Raw genomic sequence first — 19071 nt, 5'->3', positions numbered from 1 at the left:
GAAAGAGGTGCCGGCGGGGAGGAGACGCCCTCCCCCGCGCGGCGGAGCCGGAGCGGCCCCCGGGACGACGCCCGGGGCGTGGGCCCTCGGCCAGGCTGGGTCCCATGATGAAGCTCAAGGCCCTTCCGGACGTGCCCCATTGGGCTGTCCTCGCCGCGCACGCCGTGCCGCTGGTCGTCCTGCCGTCGGGCCTCTGGCGCGTCGCCCTCACGTTCGGCGCACCGGTGGCCCGGGTGGACGATCCGACCCTCGGTCTGGCCGCGTACCAGCTCGGCCTCACGGTGCTCGCCGAGCTGCTCGCCCTCCTGACGCTGGGGCTGGTCCGGGAGTGGGGCGAGGTGTTCCCCCGCCGCCTGCCGTTCCTCGGCGGACGCCCGGTCCCCGCGCGCGGCGCGACCTGCGCCGCGCTGGCGGGGGCGTGCGGACTCGCGGCCCTCACCTGCTGGTTCACGTACGTGGTGTACGCGGGCATCGGCGCGTACTCCCCGCTCGCCCACATCGAGGGCCCGTTCCGGGAGGCCCTGCTCTACGTCTGCTACCTGCCGCTCGTGGCCTGGGCCCCGCTGCTGACGGCGGTGGCGATCGCGTACCACCGCCGCCGAAGCCTTACGTCAACATCGTTGACCCGCTGAACGGACGGCGGTTCGATGCTGCCGTCGAGGCGGTTCGCCGCCCGGCGACGAGCCTCCGCCGCCCCAGGAAGGGCCCCACCACCATGACCGAACCCACCGACCTCGCCTATCTGCCGGCCACCGAGGCCCTGAACCGGTTCCGCGACCGCTCCCTGTCACCGGTCGAGCTGATGACCGCGGTCATCGCGCGCGCCGAGGCCGTCGAGTCCAAGGTCAACGCCCTCGCCGAGCGGACCTTCGAGCTGGCCCTCGCCGGAGCGCGCGAGGCCGAGGCGCGGTACGCGGGCAAGGGGGAGGCGCCCCGGGCCCTGGAGGGGCTGCCGGTCGCGACGAAGGAGGAGCAGCCGCTCGCGGGCCGCCGCAGCACGGACGGTTCGCTGGCCTTCCGCGACGAGATCGCCGACGAGACGCACCCGGTCGTCGAGCGGGTCCAGGCCGCGGGCGGCATCGTGCACGCCCGCACGACCACCCCGGAGTTCAGCTGCGCGGCCTTCACGCAGTCGCGGCTGTGGGGCGTGACGCGCAACCCGTGGAACCTGGAGTTCAGTCCGGGCGGTTCGTCGGGCGGCGCAGGCGCCGCGCTGGCGGCCGGGGAGACGACGCTCGCGACCGGCTCCGACATCGGCGGTTCCATCCGCATCCCCGCCTCATTCACGGGCACGGTCGGTTACAAGCCGCCGTACGGCCGGGTGCCGGCGATGGCGCCGTTCAACCTCGACACGTACTGCCACGACGGCCCGATGGCGCGGACGGTCGCCGACTGCGCCCTGCTCCAGAACGTCATCGCGGGGCCGCACCCGCTCGACGCGGTGTCCCTGCGCCCGAAGTTCACCCTGCCGGAACGCTTCGAGGGCGTCGAGGGCCTGCGGGTGGCGCTGTCGGTCACCCTCGGGGACTGGCCGGTCGACCCCGAGGTCGAGGCCAACACCCGCGCGGTCGCGGAGGCCCTGCGCGCGGCCGGGGCGATCGTGGAGGAGGTGGAGGTCCCGATCACGCGGGCCGTCGTGATGGAGGCCGCGATGATCCACTTCGGCTCGGTCTTCGGCCCGTACGTCGCCTCGGTCGCCGCGGAGCACGGGGATCTGCTCACCGCGTACGCGCTCGACTTCGCCGAGCGGACCTCCGAGGCCGTCCGCGAGCCCGGGAGCATCATGCGCGGCCTGGAGCTGGAGGCGTCGGTGCAGCGGACGCTCGGCGCCCTGCTCGACCGCCACGACCTCCTGCTGTGCCCGACGACGGCCGTCCCGGCGCTGCGGGCCGACGACGACTACCTCTCGACCAAGGTCGTGATCGGCGGGGTCGAGCTGGACTCGTACCTGGAGGCCGCGATGACCACGGTGTTCAACATCGCCAGCCGCTGTCCGGTGCTGAGCGTGCCCTCCGGTTTCGCCTCGACCGGCGTGCCGACCGGAGTCCAGCTCGTCGGACGCACCTACGACGACGTCACCGTCTTCCGCGCTGCGGCGGCGATCGAGGCGGTCCGCCCGTGGGGCCGTCGCCCGGCACTCTGAGCGGGAGGGTCCGGCCGGCGCGGCTCCCGGGACGCCTCGGGCCCCTGGGAGCCGCGGTGTCGGTCCCGCTGGCTAGGCTCTTCCCCATGACCGAGACCACCGTGGAGACATGGCCCGAACCGCCCCTCGCCGGAACCGAGGCGGCGGCCGTCCTCGGCGCCCTCGAACGCCAGCGGGCGACCCTGGCCTGGAAGTGCTCCGGCCTGGACGCCGCCGGCCTTCGCGCCACGCTCGGCACGTCCGCGATCACCCTGGGCGGTCTCCTCAAGCACCTGGCACACGTGGAGGACAGCCACTTCGCCCGGCTGTGGCTCGGCTCCCCCGTCGGCGCACCCTGGAACGGCGTCGACTGGGAGAGCACGCCCGACTGGGACTACCGCTCGGCCGCCGGGGACACCCCCGAGGAACTGCGCGCCCTCTGGCGGGAGTCGGTCGCCCGCTCCCGTACCGTCGTCGAGCAGGCGCTCGCCACGGGCGGCCTCGACCAGCTCGGTGCCCACACCACCCGGAGCGGCGAGCGCCCCAACCTCCGGCGCATCCTCCTGGACCTCGTCGAGGAGTACGCCCGCCACGCGGGACATGCCGACCTCATCCGCGAATCGGTCGACGGGCTCACGGGCGAGGACCCGGCGGCGTGAACGACGGCCGGTCGCCGGGCTCCGTTCCCCTCGGGCTCTCCCGCGACGGTGAGCGAAGTGAGTACACGTACTCAGGTGCCGTCCGCCGGGCTTCTCCATCCTGGGAGCCGACGACGGATCGCCACAGGAGCACGCATGGACCACGCCGTACAGCTGCGCACCGCCACACCCAGTGATCACGACTGGATCCATGAACTGCGGCACCGGGTGTACGCGGAGGAGCTGGGCCAGCATCCGGCGCACCCGTCCGGGCGGTTGAGCGACGGGCTCGACGGCGACAACGTGTACCTCGTGGCCGCGCGCGGGGAGACGCGGCTCGGTTTCGTCAGCCTCACCCCGCCGTGGGTCGGCCGCTACGCGCTGGACAAGTACCTGACGCGCGAGGAACTGCCGGTCCTGTCGGAGGAGTCGCCCTTCGAGATCCGCATCCTGACCGTGGAGGAGCGCTGGCGGTCCACCGTGGCGGCGCCGCTCCTCATGTACGCGGCGCTGCGCTGGATCGCGGCACGGGGCGGCCGCCGGGTGGTGGCGATGGGCCGCACGGAACTGCTCGACATGTACCTCGCGGCCGGACTGCGGCCGGTGGGGCGGACCGTCCGCTCGGGCGCGGTCTCGTTCGAGGTGTTGACCGGTTCGGTGGCCGAGCTGACGAGGACGGTCCAGGAGCGTCACGGCCGGACCCTGGAGCGGCTGCGCGAAGGCCTCGACTGGCGGCTGGACGCGGAGTTCGCGCCGCGCGCGGACGGCTGCGAGCACGGCGGCGCGTTCTTCTCCGCGATCGGTACGGACTTCCGGACGCTGACCCGCCGTCACCAGGTGCTCGCGGCCGACGTGCTGGACGCCTGGTTCCCCCCGTCCCCCGACGTCCGCGCGGTGCTGGCGGAGGATCCGGGGTGGGCGGCGCGGACCTCGCCGCCGACGGGTGCGGAAGGACTGCTCGCGGAGATCGCCCGGGCACGCGCGCTGCCGGCCGCGTCGCTGGCCGTCGGGGCGGGTTCGTCCGATCTGATCTTCCGGGCGTTCGGCCGCTGGCTGACGCCCGGGAGCCGGGTGCTGCTCCTCGACCCGAGCTACGGCGAGTACGCCCACGTCACCGAGCGGGTGATCGGCTGCCGGGTGGACCGGCTCCGGCTCCGCCGGGAGGACGGCTGGCTGCTCGATCCGGCCCGGCTCGCCGCCGCGACCGCTGACGGGCGGTACGACCTCGTGGTGGTGGTCAACCCGAACAACCCGACCGGCCGCCACGCCCCCGCCGACGCGCTGCGCGCGGTGATCGAGGCGTCGCCCGCGCGGACCCGGTGGTGGATCGACGAGGCGTACCTGGGCTACGTCGACCCGGCGGAGTCGCTGGCCGGTCTCGCCGCGGTCGATCCCCGGGTCGTGGTGTGCACGTCGCTGTCGAAGATGTACGCGCTGTCGGGCATGCGGGCCGCGTATCTGGTGGCCGACCCGGAGACGGCCGGGGAGCTGCGCCGCTGGACGCCGCCGTGGCCCGTCAGCCTGCCGGCCCAGCTGGCCGCCGTGACGGCCTTGCGCGACCCCGCGTACTACGCGGAACGCTGGGCGCGCACCGCGGAGCTGCGCCGGGGCCTCGCCGCCGAACTCGCGTCGCTCGACGGGTTCTCGTCGGTCGACGCGGGGCTGGCGAACTTCCTCACCGTGACCCTGCCGCCGGACGGACCGAGCGCCGCCCGGCTGGTGCGGGAGTGCCGGCGCCACGACGTCTACCTGCGGGACCTGTCGCCGATGTCCCCGGCGTTCGAGGGGCGGACCGTCCGCGTCGCCGTCCGCGACACGGCGGAGAACGCGCGGATCGTGGCGGCGTGCCGGAACGCCCTGGACGCGCTGCGCGCGGAGGCTTCGGCGCTGTCGGCGCCGGACGCGGTGGGGGTGCCGGGCGGCGGGGTCGCCCGGTGACGACGGTTCCCGCTCTCGTGCCCTACCTCGGCGGGGCACTGGCGGTCGGCGGGCTCGCGGTGGCGGCGACCCGGCGGCGCGAGCTGATGATGCGCTGGTGTGTGTGGGCGCTCGGAGTCCCCGTGGTCACGGGCGCGTTCTGGCTCGGGCCACCCGGGATCGCGGTGCTCGCGGCGGTGGTCGGGGTGGTCGCGGTGCTGGAGTTCGGCGGGCTGCTGCGGCTGGGCCCGGCCGACCGGGCGGTGCTCGGCGCGGCCGTCGTCGGGCTCGTCCTGACCGCCTGGCTGGCCCCCGGGGAGGTGCTCCGGGTCGCGGCGGCCGGGGCGCTCGCGATCGCCGGGGTACCGCTGCTGAGCGGCGACGCCGAGCACGGGCTGCGCCGGCTGGGGGCTGGCCTGCTCGGTCTCGTGTGGCTGGGTGTCCTGGCCGGGCTCGTCCCGTCGGGCGCGTTGGGCCTCGTCCTGTTCGTGGCCGTGTCGATCGCCGACATCGTCGCGTACGCGGCCGGGCGCCGCCTCGGCGGACCCCGGCTCTCGCCGCTGTCGCCCGCCAAGCGGTGGAGCGGCACGCTGGCCGGAGCGGCGGCCGGCCTCCTGACCCTGGCCGTGCTGTCGTCCCTGACGTGGCAGACGGCGGTGGCCGTGGCGGTCGGCGGGCCGCTCGGGGACCTGCTGGAGTCGATGGTGAAGCGCGGCGCCCGGGCGAAGGACGCCGGCCGCTGGCTCGCCGGCTCGGGCGGCCTCCTGGACCGCGTCGACTCCCTCCTCGTCGCCCTGGCGGTGCTGCTGGTGCTGGGCTAGACGGCCTTCCTCGCATCTGGTGCCGGGCTGGACGGCCTTCCTCGCTTCTGGTCCGGGGCTGGACGGCCTTCCTCGGGCCCCGCCTGCCCGGCCTGATCTACAAGCCCCCCTAGGGCCGTCCGCCGCGGCGGACGTAGGTGTCGTTCGCGGTCGGCATGGAGTTGTGTGCGGCGAAGGAGTTGAAGGAGACCTTGTCGATCTGGGCCTGCCGGAGCGCCTGCTGCTCCTGGAGCACGCCGTCGACCGTGTCGGACCCGCCGCCTCCCCTGCGGAGCAGGGTGACGATCAGCAGCACCCCGATGCCGCCGAGGACGCCGAACAGGATGAGTAGCGAAGTCATGGTGCCTCCCCCGTCGTTTGCCGCAGGGTAACCCGGAGATCGGTGCGGGGGGCAGGGGTTCGCCGCCGATCTTCCGGGGACGGCCGTCAGCCGAGCAGTCCCGGTGTCGCCTCGGCGAGCACGCCCGCGATCCGTTCCCAGGTCTCCTCGTCGCGGGGGACCGGGGGCAGCAGCTCCCCCGTGCCCGTGCCCCAGGCGGTGGCGAGCGCCACGGGGTCGGCGCCGGTGACGCAGGCCGCGGCGAGGGCCGCGGCGCCCAGGGCGACGAGTTCCCCGGCCGCGGGGACGACGAGGGGGCGCCCGGAGAGTCTGCGGACGGTCCCGGTCCAGGCCCGGCCGCGCGCGCCGCCGCCGATCAGGCGCAGCGGACGGTCCCGTACGGCGCTCGCGGCCGGGTCGAGGCCGCAGGCGGCGAGGAGTTCGTCGAGGGCGCGCAGCACGGTGAAGGCCGCCCCCTCGTACGCGGCGCCGAGGATCGCGCCCGGTGCGGTGGCGTGGCGGAGGCCGGTGACGAGACCGGCGGCGTGCGGGAGGTCGGGGGTGCGTTCGCCGTCCAGGTACGGGAGGACCACGACGCCGCCGCCCGGTGCGGCGTCCTCGCGGTCGAGGCCGAGCAGCGTGGCGAACCGGTCCACGGCCAGCGTGCAGTTGAGGGTGCAGCCGAGCGGGAGGTACGTGCCGTCGGTGGCCGCGAACCCGGAGAGTCCGGGGGCGGCCGGGCGGGTCCGGGTCGCGGCGAAGACGGTGCCGGAGGTGCCGAGGCTGACGACCGGGTGGTCGAGCAGTCCGGCACCTCCGAGCCCGAGTCCGACGGCCGCGGCCATGTTGTCGCCGGTCCCGGCGGCGACGGCGACCGTCCCGGGCAGGCCGAGGGCTTCGGCGGCGGCCGGGGTGAGGGTGCCGGCGCGGCCGGCGCCGGTGGCGGCGACGGCCGGGAGCAGCGCCGGGTCCAGGCCCAGGAGGTCGAGGACGTCCTTGTCGTAGGCGCCTCCGGCGGGCCCGTACCAGCCGGTGCCGGAGGCGTCCCCGGGGTCGGTGACGGCGACGCCGCAGAGGCGCTCGGTGAGGTGGTCGTGCGGGAGCCGGACGCCGCGCACGGCCTCCGCGTGCTCCGGTTCGCGCTCGCGCAGCCACTGCCACTTGGCGGCGGTCACGGCGGCGACGGGGACCGAGCCGGTGCGCTCCAGCCAGGCCGCGGGGCCGCCGAGGCGGGCGGCGAGGGCGGCCGCCTGGGGTGCGGAGCGGGTGTCGTTCCACAGCAGGGCGGGCCGCAGGGGGCGGCCGTCGGCGCCGAGGGTGACGAGGCCGTGCTGCTGGCCGGCGACCGCGATGCCGGTGACGCGGGACGCGGGGACTCCCGCGTCCCGCACGGCGGCGCGGACGGCCGTGACGAGGGCGGTCCACCACTGGTCCGGGTCGCTCTCGCGCGCCCCGGCGGAGCCGGTGACGGTGTGCGGGGCGCGGCCGACGGCGAGGAGGTCGCCGGTGTCGGCGTCGACGGCGACGGCCTTGGCGGACTGCGTGGAGCTGTCCACGCCGATCACGACGGAGCGGCTCGCGGGCACGCCCTCACCTCATCTCTCGACTCGTCCGGGGGCTGGCGCGGAGCGGGCCCGTCCCGTATTAGTTATCTCAGAAAACAAATCAGTCGGCCAGTAGCTGGGAGACACCATGCCGCAGCGCTTCTCACCCACGCCCGAGGACCGGTTCACCTTCGGCCTCTGGACCGTCGGCTGGCAGGGCCGCGACCCGTTCGGCGAGTCCACCCGCCCCGCCCTGGACCCCGTGGAGGCGGTCGAGCGGCTCGCCGCCCTCGGCGCGTACGGCATCACCTTCCACGACGACGACCTGATCCCCTTCGGGACGCCGGACGCCGGGCGCGACGCGATCGTGAAGCGCTTCCGGGCCGCCCTGGACCGCACCGGACTCGCCGTGCCGATGGCGACCACGAACCTCTTCACCCACCCCGTTTTCAAGGACGGCGCCTTCACCGCCAACGACCGGGACGTGCGCCGCTTCGCCCTGCGCAAGACCCTCCGCAACATCGACCTCGCCGTCGAGCTCGGCGCCACCACCTATGTCGCCTGGGGCGGCCGGGAGGGCGCCGAGTCCGGCGCCGCCAAGGACGTCGGAGTCGCGCTGGACCGCATGAAGGAGGCCTTCGACCTGCTCGGCCAGTACGTCACCGAGCAGGGCTACGACCTGCGCTTCGCCATCGAACCCAAGCCGAACGAGCCGCGCGGCGACATCCTGCTGCCCACGATCGGGCACGCGCTCGCCTTCATCGAACGCCTGGAGCGCCCCGAGCTCGTCGGCGTGAACCCCGAGACGGGCCACGAGCAGATGGCCGGGCTCAACTTCCCGCACGGCATCGCGCAGGCGCTGTGGGCCGGCAAGCTGTTCCACATCGACCTGAACGGCCAGTCGGGCATCAAGTACGACCAGGACCTCCGCTTCGGCGCGGGCGATCTGCGCCAGGCGTTCTGGCTGGTGGACCTGCTGGAGACGGCCGGATACGCGGGCCCCCGCCACTTCGACTTCAAGCCGGTGCGCACGGACGGCTTCGACGGCGTGTGGGAGTCCGCGCGGAACTGCATGCGGAACTACCTGATGCTCAAGGAGCGCGCCGCGGCCTTCCGCGCCGACCCCGACGTGGTCGCGGCGCTCGCCGCCTCCCGGCTGCCCGAGCTCGCCCTCCCCACGGCCGCCGACGGACTCGCGGGGCTGCTCGCCGACCCCACGGCGTACGAGACGTTCGACCCGGACGCCGCCGCTGCGCGCTCGATGGCCTTCGAGCACCTGGACCAACTGGCCCTGGAGCACCTGCTCGGCGTGCGCTGAACCGCCTCTCGCGCGCGGCCCTGCCACACTGCGTACCGCAGGGCGACGGCGCCGCCTGGGACAGGGCCGCCGCCCGACCCGGACCGTCCCCGAGGAACCGTGATGCGTGTCGCTCTCTTCGTCACCTGCGTCAACGACGCCGTCTTCCCCTCGACGGGCGTGGCCACGCTCCGACTCCTCGAACGGCTGGGCGTGGACGTCGACTTCCCGGCGGCGCAGTCCTGCTGCGGGCAGCCGCAGTTCAACACCGGCTACCGGGCGGAGACCGAGCCGCTGGTACGGCGCACGGTCAGGGCCTTCGAGGGGTACGACCACGTCGTCACCCCGTCCGGCTCGTGCGCGGCGATGGTGCGGCACCACTACCCGTCGTTCGGCGCGGACGCGGCAGGGCTCGCGCCGCGCGTGCACGAGCTGACGGAGTTCCTGGTGGACGTGCTCGGCGTGACGGACGTGGGTGCGTACTTCCCGCACCGGGTGACGTACCACCCGTCCTGTCACGGGCTGCGCCTCCTCGGGCTCGGCGACCGGCCGCGGCGGCTCCTGGAGGCGGTGAAGGGCCTGGAGCTCGTGGAGCTGCCGGGCGCGGAGGAGTGCTGCGGCTTCGGCGGCACGTTCGCGGTGAAGAACCCGGACGTCTCGGCGGCGATGGGCGCCGACAAGATCACGAACGCGCTGTCCACGGGCGCCGAGGTGCTGTGCGGCGCGGACAACTCCTGTCTGCTGCACGTGGGCGGCATGCTGAGACGGCAGAAGGCGCCGCTGCGCGCCCTGCACCTGGCGGAGATCCTGGCGAGCACGGAAGAGGAGCCCTGGCGATGAGCGGAACCTTCGTGGGCATGCCGGCCTTTCCCGAGGCGGCGCGGGAGGCCGTGGGGAACCCGACGCTGCGCGCCAACCTCCGGCACGCCACCCACACCATCCGGGACAAGCGGGCGCGCGCCGTGGCCGAGCTGGACGACTGGGCCGCGCTGCGCGAGGCGGGCCGGCGGATCAAGGACCGGACGCTCCGTCACCTCGACACGTACCTGCTCCGGCTGGAGGAGTCGGTGACGGCGGCGGGCGGCACCGTGCACTGGGCGGCCGACGCGGCGGAGGCGAACCGGATCGTCACGGACCTCGTGCGCGCCACCGGGGAGACCGAGGTCGTCAAGGTCAAGTCGATGGCCACCCAGGAGATCGGGCTCAACGAGCACCTGGAGGCCGAGGGCATCGCCGCCTACGAGACGGACCTCGCGGAGCTGATCGTGCAGCTCGGCGAGGACCGGCCCTCGCACATCCTGGTCCCCGCCATCCACCGCAACCGCGGCGAGATCCGAGACATCTTCCGGGAGAGGATGGGGAGTTGGGGCCGTCCGGCACCGGAGGGACTGAGCGACACCCCGGCCGATCTCGCGGAGGCGGCCCGGCTGCACCTGCGGGAGAAGTTCCTGCGGGCGAAGGTCGGGATCTCGGGAGCCAACTTCATGGTCGCCGAGACCGGCACGCTCGTGGTGGTGGAGTCCGAGGGCAACGGCCGCATGTGCCTCACGCTGCCCGAGACGCTCATCTCGGTCGTCGGCATCGAGAAGGTGGTGCCGGAGTGGCGGGACCTGGAGGTCTTCCTCCAGACGCTCCCCCGCTCCTCGACCGCCGAGCGGATGAACCCGTACACGAGCATGTGGACCGGGACCACCGACGGCGACGGCCCGGACACCTTCCATCTGGTGCTCCTCGACAACGGGCGCACCGACGCCCTCGCCGACGAGGTCGGGCGGCAGGCGCTGCGGTGCATCCGCTGCTCGGCCTGCCTGAACGTCTGCCCGGTGTACGAACGGGCCGGGGGTCACGCGTACGGCTCGGTCTACCCCGGTCCGATCGGCGCGATCCTGACGCCGCAGCTGCGGGGCACGGCGAGCGAGGTCGACGCCTCCCTTCCGTACGCCTCCTCCCTGTGCGGCGCCTGCTACGAGGTGTGCCCGGTCGCCATCGACATCCCCGAAGTGCTGGTGCACCTGCGGGAGAAGGTGGCCCAGGAGGGCGGGAAGGGCCACCGCCTGGAGCGGGCCGCGATCAGGGCGTCCACCTGGGTGCTGGACCACCCGGGCGCGCTCGTCACCGGGGAGCGGCTCGCGTCGGCGGCCCGGAAGGCGCTTCCGCGACGGCTGCCCGGCCCGGGCGCCCGCCAGTGGACCGACCACCGCGACCTTCCCGAACTCCCGGCCGAACCGTTCCGCGACTGGTGGAGGAAGAACCGCACATGACACAACCGGTCACCGCGCCCTTCAACTCCACTCAGAGGCGGCGCACATGACGCTCCCGGTCACCTCACCCCCCAACTCCACGCAGAGCCCGCGCACATGACGCTCCAGCTCGCGAGCCCGCGCACATGAAGCCCCGCTCACCACACTCCCCAACTCCGTGAGGAGTCACCGCACATGACCGACTCCCGCGCACGGATCCTCGCCCGGGTCCGTGCCGCCGTCGCGGGCGCGCCCGAGGCCGTGCCCGTCGCCCGCGACTACCGCACCAGCCACACCCCGGACGACCCGGACGCCCTGCTCGACCTCCTCCACGAGAACCTCGCCGACTACCGGGCGCACGTCCACCGCACCCTGCCGGGCGACCTGGCCGGGCTCGTCGCGAGGCTGCTCGCGGAGCACGGCGCCCGCAGCGTCGTCGTCCCGCCCGGCCTGCCCGACGCGTGGCTCGCCGCGACCGAGGCCGTGCGGCGGCACGACGAGCCCCCGTTGGATCCGTACGCGCTCGACGGCACGGACGCCGTGGTGACGGGGTGCGCGGTGGCGATCGCCGAGACCGGCACGATCGTCCTCGACGGAGGTCCGGGCCAGGGCCGCCGGGCCCTCACGCTCGTCCCGGACCTGCACCTCTGCGTGGTGCGGGCCCCGGAGCAGGTGGTGGCCTCGGTGCCGCTCGCGCTCCCCCGGCTCGCCCCGGGACGGCCCCTGACCTGGATCTCCGGCCCCTCCGCCACGAGCGACATCGAACTCGACCGGGTGGAGGGCGTCCACGGCCCACGGACCCTGGAGGTCGTGCTGGTGACGGGGGCCTGAGCCGCTTCGGCGGGCCGACGTCCCCTGGACATGGCGCTGTGGCAAGCTGGCCGCAGCGTGTCGACCGGGGGGAGCACCGCGTGCGGAAGAAGCATGTACGGAAGATGTTGCGGCAGATGGAGAGCGGGGAGGAGACGGTCGAGCTCACCCTCATGACGACGATGGGGGGACTCACCCGACTCGCCTTCCTCGCCGAGCAGTTCGGGTACGCGTACGCGGACCTGAACGAAGCCGGTGGAAAGATGGCGCTGCGGCTCGTGCCGGACCCGAGCCCGCAGGCCCGGGCGCGCGCCGCGGAGAACCGGGCCCGCTATCCGCGGGCCGCCGACGGGCGCTCGTTACCGCCGCTCGTGCCCGAGGCGATCGAGATCCTCAAGGCCCGCATGGTCCTTGACCTCGACCGGAAGTACTCACCCAGGCAACAGCTGGTGTTCATCGTCGTGTTGCTCATCCTGGCCGCCGTGGACCTGGGCGGCGACTTCGGCGAGGGCACGATCGACGCCCTCACCATCGGCGGAGTCTTCCTGCTCGCGATGGCGGCTCTGCTGTCCGTGATGTTCGTCATCACCCGACGCCTCAACGTCACGTACACCGCCCGGCTCGAGGCGGCCGGGTTCACACCGGTGACCGACGAGAACGGACGCAAGCGGTACCTTCCGCCGGGCGGGCATCTTCCCGGCCACGGGAATCCGTTCGCGACGTGAAGCGCTCCCGGTCCTCCTCGACCGGGTGGAGGCCGGATCTTGGAGGCCTAGCCGGCCTCGAGCTCGGGCTCGGGTTCGGCGAGGAGGTCGTCGACGAGGGTGAGGCGGGTCTCGGGGAAGTACTCCGCGATCGCCTCGCGCATCATCGCCAGGCCCTCCGGGTCGGGGGTCACGCTCTGCTCCCGGGTCTCGCGGTCGGGCCAGCGCGCGTACGCCACCCAGGTCCCGTCGTCCGCCCGGTGCAGCCGGGACCCGTAGCTGCCGCACTCCTGGTGGATCGCCAGGGTCACCCGGTGCCACCCGTCGGCGAGCTGCTGTTCCATCCCTGGACGAACCCGCCACCGGTACATGACCGCGAACATCTCTCCGCCCCTCTCGTCACGGCAGGCAACCCGCGTCACCTCCGCCGATGACTGAACTACACCGACCAGTTCACCGTCAAGACTGAACGGTACGGTTTCTTCACGCAACAGCCGTGGCTGGTGGGCTCGGCGGTGCGGGGGGGGCCGACGGCGTGACCGGACGCCCCCGCGCCGGACGCTTCGGGGGGCCGGTATGCCGGGCGGACTACCCGGCCCCCGCCCCGCCCGCGTCGCCGTTCCGTACGCGACGGTTCAGGTCGCCTCCGCCCAGACGCCGTCGCGCATGATGTGGCGGCCGACCAGTTCGGGCTCCTCGTTCCAGGCCTCGACGGCCGTGGGACGCACCCGGAACCAGTGGTAGCTGGGGCCCGAACCGCGCGGATCCCAGCCCGTCTTCCGGTGGAACGCGTCCGCCGCCGCCACCGGAACCTCCTCCGGACCGAAGACCGTGACGTCACCGTCGAGCAGGACGACGTCCCGGGTGTGCCCGAGCGCGAGCCGGACGCGGCCCCCGTCGGCGAGGTTGCGGCCCGTGGGGTTGCCGATGCGCGTGCACAGCCACAGGTGGGTGGCGTCCCAGAGGAACGCGAGCGGCACGAGGTACGGCTCCCCGGCCGCACCGGCCGTGGCCACCCAGATGTCCTGCTCCTCGTCGAGGCGGCCGAGCACGTCCCGTATGCGGCGGGCGGAGTCACGCAGAGGCTGAGTGTTCGTCATGATCGCGAGGCTACCCGGCCGTTCCCCGGGAGACGCCCCGGCCAGCACACTTCCCGTGAACCCCGCGCCCGGCGGTCAGGGGCGGAGCAGGGGGAATCCGACACCGGCCCAGAGCCCGCGCGGGACGTCGGGCACGCCCTGTCCGCCCCGGGGATCCCCCTCCTCGGTCCGCCACACCCGCACCTGCCGCGCGATGTCGTCGTACGCCGGCCAGCCCGGGTCGCCGGTGGCGGCGAAGCCCGTCCACGCCGCCACCATCCGGCGGGACAGTTCACGGTCGGCCGAGGTGGGGGCGCCGCCGATGAGGAAGGCCACGCAGTCCTCGTCGACGTTGCCGAAGGCGAACGGGACGTCCGCGCAGTGCCAGGCGCGCACGACACCCGACGGACCCTCACGGCGGCGGTCGAAGCGGGAGAGGAACGCCCGGCCGCCGCCCCGGACCTGCGCCTCGGCGAGCCGGTGGGCGTACTCCCCGAAGAGGAGGTCGCCGAAGACGGCCAGGTACACGTCGAGCACGGGCGCTTCGGGCCGCACGGCCCGGTAGCCGTCGACCAGACCGTCGGGAAGCCCGAAGTCCGCTGCGAATCGGCCCAGTTGCCTCTCCGTGGTGACCTTCGCGCTGCTGCCGACGGCGTCGAGCAGCCAGTACTCCTCCGTGGTGTGGCAGACGAGCAGGTCCACCTCCCGCCCGGCACCTGCGGCGAGGCCCGTGAGGGGGTCGCGGGGCAGGACGTCGCCGTCCAGGACGGGGGCGTGGAGCGAGGGATCGTAGTGACGGGACCCGGAGCCGGGATCGCGCCGGTACGCCTCGACCACCTGGTCGGACGCGGCGACCAGGGCCTCCGGCGTCGTGGCGGCAAGACCCTCCCAGGTGGCCGGACGGCCCGCAGCGGCGGCGACCTCGCGCGTGGTGGCGGCGGCGATGTCCGGCGTGTGGTGCGGGCTGGCGGGGCTGTGCACGACGGCACGGCGGAACAGGCCGCGCGCCCGGTCCATCACCATGAGGCAGGCCACCGAAGCGGCCCCGGAGGACTGGCCGGCGACCGTGACATCGCCCGGGTTCCCGCCGAACACGGCGATGTTCTCCCGGACCCAGCGCAGGGCGGCGACCTGGTCGAGGAGGCCCCGGTTGTCGGGGAAGGCGTTCCTCCCGTCGGCGGGCACGTGGCCGAACCCCTCGAAGCCGAGACGGTAGTTGAGGGTGACCACGACCAGGCCGGCACGGGCGAGGGCCAGGCCGTCGAAGTCCGGCTGCGCCGAGGAGCCGAACGCGTAGGCGCCGCCGTGGATCCAGACCAGGACGGGCAGGGAGCCGCCGTCCGGTGCGGGGGTCCACACGTTGACGGTGAGGATGTCCTCGTCACCGGGCGACCACGCCGGTGAGCCGGGCAGCTCCGCCGACTGCGGGGCGACCGGGCCGAACGCCGTGCCGTCCCGTACTCCGGTCCACGGGGCGGCGGGGGCGGGCGCCCGGAACCGGAGGGCACCGAACGGCGGTGCGGCGTAGGGGATTCCGAGCGCGGCGACGACCTCTCCGGAGGCCCGGAAGCCCCGCACGGCACCGCGTGTCGTCTCGAAGATGTCCATGGCCCCAGCCTGCCAGGACGTCCCTCATCCGCACCAACACCAAGATCATGACGATTGACGCGTCCTTGATGTCGATTCCGGGACCCCGGGCGGATGTCCGTGCCGGGGTCACGGGCGGTCGCGGCGCCGCCTGCCGTACGCGACGGTGAGCACGCCGAGGAACGGGCCCCACAGCACGAGCGGGGCGTAGCAGACGTAGAAGGAGAAGGCCGTCCAGCCGCCGACCTCGCTCGGGAAGTCGGCGGGGAGCGTGTCACCGCGGATCGTGGTGCCCGTCAGCTGGATGGCGAGGGACAGTCCGGTCCACAGGACCGTCAGGGCCGTCGCACCCAGGGCCGCGGGGACGAGAACCGCCGCGGGAGGGATCCGGCGGCCCCGGAGGGCGGGGACCCAGGAGGGAACGACCTCGCCCCACGGGGCGACGAGACCGATCGCGGTGAACGCGACGGCCTCGGAGAAGAGGGAGAGGAAGACGATGTACGCCCGCTCTCCGATGCCGATCCCGGCGTCGAAGGCGGCGGGAAGGCGCCAGAGGCTCGCCGGGAGAACGGTCGACGGCACGGCGAGGGCGAGGAGCCGCATGCGGCGGGAGACGCCCGGCACGGGCGCGTGGGCGGCACGCCAGGCGGATCGGATCCGGCCCGGGGCGGCCGGGGTCAGGCTCGGAACGACCGGGGCCAGGCCCGGGGCGGCCGGCGTCCGGTCCCGGGCTGCCGGGGCCCGGCCCGGGGCCACCGGGGTCTGGCCCGGGGCAGCCGGGGTCTGGTCCGGGGCAGCCGGGGTCTGGCCCGGGGCAGCCGGGGTCTGGCCCGGGACGGCCCGGGTCCGGTCCGCAGGGACCGGTGCACGGCCCTGCGCGGCCAGGGCCCGCTCCGGGGCGGCCGGGGTCCGGCCCAGGGCGTGGAAGAACGTCTTCATGGCGCGGTCCTCGGTGTCCGCGGGCCGTTGGTCGGCCCGTCACCGACGACGATCCCGTCCGCGAACCCCCGGCGGATCGCCCGCCGGGGCGCCCCCCCCCCCCCCCCCCGGGGGCCCGCGGCCCCCCCGCCCCCCCGGGGGGGCCCCCCCCGCGCCCCGCCCCCCCCCCGCCGCGCGGGCGAGCGGGGGCCGGCCCGACGTCGCGGGCGGCCCCCGGGCGACTCCCGCTCGGGGGCCGCCCGCCCGGATTCCGGCTCAGCTCAGCCGGGTGTCCGCGTAGAGCGTCATCGCCCGGTGCTGGTAGTCGGCCAGCCCGACGGCGATCCGGTCGAAGTTCTCGCGGAACCGGTCGTCCTCGACGTAGGTCCGCGCGAGCCCCCGGTACGCCTCGGCGTTCGGCGTCCAGAACCGGCAGACGTCCTTGTAGTGGCCGTCGACCTCGGCCTGGACCGACGGGTCGTCGACGGGCGTGCCGGCGGCCATGTGCTCGGCGAAGCGGATCATCTGCGCGGTGGCCTCGCGCTGCCACTGCTCGGTGGTCTCGGGACTCATCCCCTCCACGACCCGCCGGGACCGCTCGTACGCCTCCGGCCACCGCTCCCGCGCCTCGGCCTCGATCGCCGGGTCGGGCCGGAAGCCCTCGAAGAGGTTCTCGGGGCGGTTCACGCTCACCATGTCCTGGTCCTCGCTTTCCTCGAGTTCGGCGATGGTGCGGGCGACCGTGCGGGCCAGGGTGCCGAGCCGGTCCTGCTCCGCGAGCAGCCGGGCGTGGTGCTCGCGCAGGACGGTCACGCGGTCGGCGCCGCTGTCCAGCACGTCCCGGATCTCGCGCAGGCCGACCCCCAGCTCCCGCATGACCAGGATCTGCTGGAGGCGCAGCAGCTGGGGCTCCTCGTAGTGACGGTGCCCGTCGCCCGCGGTCCACGCGGGCGTCAGCAGACCGATCTCGTCGTAGTGCCGCAGGGTCCGGGAGGTGACCCCGGACATGCGGACCACGTCCACGATCGACCAGGCCATGACGGTGTCCTTCCTCGCCGGGGGCCGGTGTCTCCGGCCCCGTACGAGAACCGTAGGAGTTGACGCCGCGTCAACCGCAAGCCGGATCCGGCGGATGGTCGGGGGCGTGGCGGGAGGCGTGGCATGCCGGTGGTTCTCCTCGCGGCTCGAAGGTCGGGGGTGCGACGTGCTGACGGTGCGACGTGCGGCGGTGCGGCCGTGCGACGGTCAAGCAATGAACCAGTGGGAGCGCTCCCACTGTGCAGTTGGGGCCCAACGCCGTCAAGGTGTGTGAGGAGTCGAAGCCAAAAACCGGGGAATTTACTCAACTCCTCTTTTGCTTGGCGGCTGTTGACGCTACGGTCTGCCCCGACCCAGTGGGAGCGATTCCATCCAGTCGGCACGCCGTCAGGGCTGTGCCCTCGCTGTGAGGACTCGCTCATGCGACATCCCCCACGTCTGTCCGCGCTGCTCGCAGGAGTGGCGCTCACGACGGCGAGCACCGCTCTCGCCGTCATGGGTACGGCCGCCGGAGCCTCGGCCGCACCCGCCTGCACGGTGGAGTACTCGGTCGCCGGCCAGTGGTCCGGCGGCTACCAGGGTGCTGTGTCCGTCACGAACAACGGTGCCGCACTGACCGGCTGGAGCCTCGGCTTCGCCTTCCCCGCCGGCCAGGTGATCAGCCAGGGCTGGGGCGGCACCTGGTCCCAGTCCGGGGCGTCCGTCACGGTCGTCAACGAGAGCTGGAACGGCACGCTCGGCACGGGCGCGAAGGTCTCGGGCGGCTTCATCGCCTCCTGGACGGGCGCCAACACGGCACCGACCGCGTTCACGCTCAACGGCACGCCCTGTACGACGGACGCACCGACGCCGACAACACCCACCCCGACGACTCCCACGACTCCCACGACTCCTACGACCCCTACGACTCCGACCACCCCGACGGTCGCGCCGACCACGCCGACTCCCCCGACCACACCCCCGACTCCCGTCACCGGAGCGCCCGAACTGACCGTCTCCGGCAACCGGTTCACCGACCAGAACGGCGCCACCCGCCGCCTCCTCGGCGTCAACCGCTCCGGCGGCGAGTTCATGTGCGTCCAGGGCCACGGCTTCTTCGACGGTCCCGTCGACGACGCGTCCGTCCGGGCCATCGCCGGCTGGAAGGCCAACACGGTCCGCATCCCCCTCAACGAGGAGTGCTGGCTCGGCCTCGACACCGTCAAACCCGAGTACCGGGGCGCGAACTACGTCGCCGCCGTCAAGGACCTGGTGTCCAGGGTGCTCGCCCACGGCATGACCCCCGTGGTCGAACTGCACTGGACCCACGGCCAGTACACCGGCAACTCGGCGGCCTGCTCCGACGTGCACGCCTCCTGCCAGAAGCCGATGCCGGACGCCCAGTACACCCCCGCGTTCTGGACCTCGGTCGCGAACACCTTCAAGAACGACCGGCGGGTCGTCTTCGACCTGTTCAACGAGCCCTACCCGGACCGGGCCATCCCCACCGCGGCGCAGGCCTGGGCCTGCTGGCGCGACGGGGGCACCTGCCCCGGCATCGGCTACGAGGTCGCGGGCATGCAGGACCTGGTGGACGCCGTCCGCGCCACGGGGGCGACGAACCTCGTCCTCGTCCCGGGCCTGGCGTACTCCAACGACCTCAGCCAGTGGCTCACGTACCGCCCCACGGACCCGGCGGGCCGACTGGCCGCCGCCTGGCACGTCTACAACTTCAACACCTGCTCCGACGAGACGTGCTGGAACGCCACCCTCGCACCGGTGGCCGCGGAGGTCCCCCTCCTCGCGGGCGAGATCGGCGAGAACACCTGCGGACACGCGTTCGTCGACCGCGTCATGAAGTGGTTCGACGACCGCGGCCTCTCGTACCTGGGCTGGACCTGGAACACCTGGAACTGCAACTCCGGTCCAGCGCTGATCACTTCGTACGACGGCACTCCCACCGCGTTCGGCATCGGGCTGCGCGACCACCTGCGCGCCCTCACCCCCTGACCGACCGCGCCCCTTCCACCACGAGCGCACCACCACGTCCACACCACC

Annotated in this window: 18 protein-coding genes; 11 read left to right on the top strand and 7 right to left on the bottom strand. The window is 73.9% G+C overall.

Annotation, left to right across the window (positions count from 1 at the left end):
- Window positions 1-104 precede the first annotated feature (104 nt).
- The 5 genes from ACFV2S_RS20495 to ACFV2S_RS20475 all read left to right on the top strand — a co-directional run bounded on the left by ACFV2S_RS20495 (window position 105) and on the right by ACFV2S_RS20475 (window position 5498).
- Window positions 105-632 carry a hypothetical protein gene (locus ACFV2S_RS20495; protein ID WP_385560805.1) on the top strand — a complete coding sequence of 176 codons (528 nt, stop codon included), beginning with the start codon at window positions 105-107 and terminating at the stop codon, window positions 630-632.
- 83 nt (window positions 633-715) lie between these two features.
- Window positions 716-2143 carry an amidase gene (locus ACFV2S_RS20490; protein WP_385560802.1) on the top strand — a complete coding sequence of 476 codons (1428 nt, stop codon included), beginning with the start codon at window positions 716-718 and terminating at the stop codon, window positions 2141-2143.
- Window positions 2144-2229: 86 nt separating this feature from the next.
- Window positions 2230-2781: a DinB family protein gene (locus ACFV2S_RS20485; protein WP_385560799.1), complete on the top strand. Its 552-nt coding sequence runs from the start codon at window positions 2230-2232 to the stop codon at window positions 2779-2781.
- A 135-nt stretch (window positions 2782-2916) separates the two neighbouring features.
- The gene (locus tag ACFV2S_RS20480; protein WP_385560796.1) at window positions 2917-4698 is read left to right on the top strand and encodes an aminotransferase class I/II-fold pyridoxal phosphate-dependent enzyme; all 1782 of its coding nucleotides are present in this window, start codon (window positions 2917-2919) and stop codon (window positions 4696-4698) included.
- A complete protein-coding gene (locus ACFV2S_RS20475; RefSeq protein WP_385560793.1) occupies window positions 4695-5498 on the top strand; it encodes a phosphatidate cytidylyltransferase in 804 nt (267 codons plus the stop codon). Before ACFV2S_RS20480 ends, ACFV2S_RS20475 begins: the two co-directional genes overlap by 4 nt.
- Before the next feature lie 109 nt (window positions 5499-5607).
- Here the strand turns inward: ACFV2S_RS20475 and ACFV2S_RS20470 are convergent, their stop codons facing one another.
- A complete protein-coding gene (locus tag ACFV2S_RS20470; protein WP_385560790.1) occupies window positions 5608-5838 on the bottom strand; it encodes a hypothetical protein in 231 nt (76 codons plus the stop codon).
- Window positions 5839-5924: 86 nt separating this feature from the next.
- Window positions 5925-7403: a xylulokinase gene (xylB, locus tag ACFV2S_RS20465; protein WP_385560787.1), complete on the bottom strand. Its 1479-nt coding sequence runs from the start codon at window positions 7401-7403 to the stop codon at window positions 5925-5927.
- A gap of 106 nt (window positions 7404-7509) precedes the next feature.
- On the opposite strand from xylB, the gene xylA reads away from it, so the two are divergent.
- The 5 genes from xylA (at window position 7510) to ACFV2S_RS20440 (ending at window position 12433) form a co-directional block, all read left to right on the top strand.
- On the top strand, window positions 7510-8679 hold the full coding sequence (gene xylA, locus ACFV2S_RS20460; RefSeq protein ID WP_385560784.1) for a xylose isomerase: 1170 nt from the start codon (window positions 7510-7512) through the stop codon (window positions 8677-8679).
- Between the two features lie 102 nt (window positions 8680-8781).
- On the top strand, window positions 8782-9498 hold the full coding sequence (locus tag ACFV2S_RS20455; protein WP_385560781.1) for a (Fe-S)-binding protein: 717 nt from the start codon (window positions 8782-8784) through the stop codon (window positions 9496-9498).
- Entirely contained in the window at window positions 9495-10919 is a 1425-nt protein-coding gene (locus ACFV2S_RS20450; RefSeq protein WP_385560779.1) for a lactate utilization protein B, read from the top strand. The genes ACFV2S_RS20455 and ACFV2S_RS20450 overlap by 4 nt, the downstream gene beginning before the upstream one ends.
- A 174-nt stretch (window positions 10920-11093) precedes the next feature.
- Window positions 11094-11729, top strand: coding sequence for a lactate utilization protein C (locus tag ACFV2S_RS20445; protein ID WP_385560776.1), 636 nt, complete (start codon window positions 11094-11096; stop codon window positions 11727-11729).
- Between the two features lie 80 nt (window positions 11730-11809).
- Window positions 11810-12433 carry a hypothetical protein gene (locus ACFV2S_RS20440; protein WP_385560773.1) on the top strand — a complete coding sequence of 208 codons (624 nt, stop codon included), beginning with the start codon at window positions 11810-11812 and terminating at the stop codon, window positions 12431-12433.
- 47 nt (window positions 12434-12480) lie between these two features.
- Here ACFV2S_RS20440 and ACFV2S_RS20435 read toward each other — a convergent pair whose 3' ends face one another.
- The 5 genes from ACFV2S_RS20435 to ACFV2S_RS20415 all read right to left on the bottom strand — a co-directional run bounded on the left by ACFV2S_RS20435 (window position 12481) and on the right by ACFV2S_RS20415 (window position 17034).
- Window positions 12481-12756, bottom strand: a complete 276-nt coding sequence (locus ACFV2S_RS20435) for a hypothetical protein (RefSeq protein ID WP_385560770.1) — start codon at window positions 12754-12756, stop codon at window positions 12481-12483.
- A gap of 291 nt (window positions 12757-13047) precedes the next feature.
- Entirely contained in the window at window positions 13048-13512 is a 465-nt protein-coding gene (locus tag ACFV2S_RS20430; RefSeq protein WP_385560767.1) for a pyridoxamine 5'-phosphate oxidase family protein, read from the bottom strand.
- A gap of 75 nt (window positions 13513-13587) precedes the next feature.
- Window positions 13588-15099, bottom strand: a complete 1512-nt coding sequence (locus ACFV2S_RS20425) for a carboxylesterase/lipase family protein (protein WP_385560764.1) — start codon at window positions 15097-15099, stop codon at window positions 13588-13590.
- Window positions 15100-15207: 108 nt separating this feature from the next.
- A complete protein-coding gene (locus ACFV2S_RS20420) occupies window positions 15208-16017 on the bottom strand; it encodes a hypothetical protein (protein ID WP_385560761.1) in 810 nt (269 codons plus the stop codon).
- 255 nt (window positions 16018-16272) lie between these two features.
- The gene (locus ACFV2S_RS20415; RefSeq protein WP_385560758.1) at window positions 16273-17034 is read right to left on the bottom strand and encodes a MerR family transcriptional regulator; all 762 of its coding nucleotides are present in this window, start codon (window positions 17032-17034) and stop codon (window positions 16273-16275) included.
- Between the two features lie 420 nt (window positions 17035-17454).
- On the opposite strand from ACFV2S_RS20415, the gene ACFV2S_RS20410 reads away from it, so the two are divergent.
- Complete coding sequence (locus ACFV2S_RS20410; RefSeq protein WP_385560755.1) at window positions 17455-19023, top strand: cellulase family glycosylhydrolase; 1569 nt, start codon at window positions 17455-17457, stop codon at window positions 19021-19023.
- Window positions 19024-19071: the final 48 nt, after the last annotated feature.

Origin of the sequence: Streptomyces sp. NPDC059695 (genome assembly GCF_042733785.1) — a bacterium.
Classification (GTDB): domain Bacteria; phylum Actinomycetota; class Actinomycetes; order Streptomycetales; family Streptomycetaceae; genus Streptomyces.
Note: the sequence above shows the minus strand (reverse complement) of the source record. Positions and strands in the feature narration are given on the sequence as shown.

Excerpts from the sequence above, each read along its gene's own strand:
- ACFV2S_RS20495 (WP_385560805.1), top strand. The coding sequence starts at position 105 with ATGATGAAGCTCAAGGCCCTTCCGGACGTGCCCCATTGGGCTGTCCTC.
- ACFV2S_RS20490 (WP_385560802.1), top strand. The coding sequence starts at position 716 with ATGACCGAACCCACCGACCTCGCCTATCTGCCGGCCACCGAGGCCCTG.
- ACFV2S_RS20485 (WP_385560799.1), top strand. The coding sequence starts at position 2,230 with ATGACCGAGACCACCGTGGAGACATGGCCCGAACCGCCCCTCGCCGGA.
- ACFV2S_RS20480 (WP_385560796.1), top strand. The coding sequence starts at position 2,917 with ATGGACCACGCCGTACAGCTGCGCACCGCCACACCCAGTGATCACGAC.
- ACFV2S_RS20470 (WP_385560790.1), bottom strand. The coding sequence starts at position 5,838 with ATGACTTCGCTACTCATCCTGTTCGGCGTCCTCGGCGGCATCGGGGTG.
- xylA (WP_385560784.1), top strand. The coding sequence starts at position 7,510 with ATGCCGCAGCGCTTCTCACCCACGCCCGAGGACCGGTTCACCTTCGGC.
- ACFV2S_RS20455 (WP_385560781.1), top strand. The coding sequence starts at position 8,782 with ATGCGTGTCGCTCTCTTCGTCACCTGCGTCAACGACGCCGTCTTCCCC.
- ACFV2S_RS20450 (WP_385560779.1), top strand. The coding sequence starts at position 9,495 with ATGAGCGGAACCTTCGTGGGCATGCCGGCCTTTCCCGAGGCGGCGCGG.
- ACFV2S_RS20445 (WP_385560776.1), top strand. The coding sequence starts at position 11,094 with ATGACCGACTCCCGCGCACGGATCCTCGCCCGGGTCCGTGCCGCCGTC.
- ACFV2S_RS20435 (WP_385560770.1), bottom strand. The coding sequence starts at position 12,756 with ATGGAACAGCAGCTCGCCGACGGGTGGCACCGGGTGACCCTGGCGATC.
- ACFV2S_RS20430 (WP_385560767.1), bottom strand. The coding sequence starts at position 13,512 with ATGACGAACACTCAGCCTCTGCGTGACTCCGCCCGCCGCATACGGGAC.
- ACFV2S_RS20425 (WP_385560764.1), bottom strand. The coding sequence starts at position 15,099 with ATGGACATCTTCGAGACGACACGCGGTGCCGTGCGGGGCTTCCGGGCC.
- ACFV2S_RS20420 (WP_385560761.1), bottom strand. The coding sequence starts at position 16,017 with ATGAAGACGTTCTTCCACGCCCTGGGCCGGACCCCGGCCGCCCCGGAG.
- ACFV2S_RS20415 (WP_385560758.1), bottom strand. The coding sequence starts at position 17,034 with ATGGCCTGGTCGATCGTGGACGTGGTCCGCATGTCCGGGGTCACCTCC.
- ACFV2S_RS20410 (WP_385560755.1), top strand. The coding sequence starts at position 17,455 with ATGCGACATCCCCCACGTCTGTCCGCGCTGCTCGCAGGAGTGGCGCTC.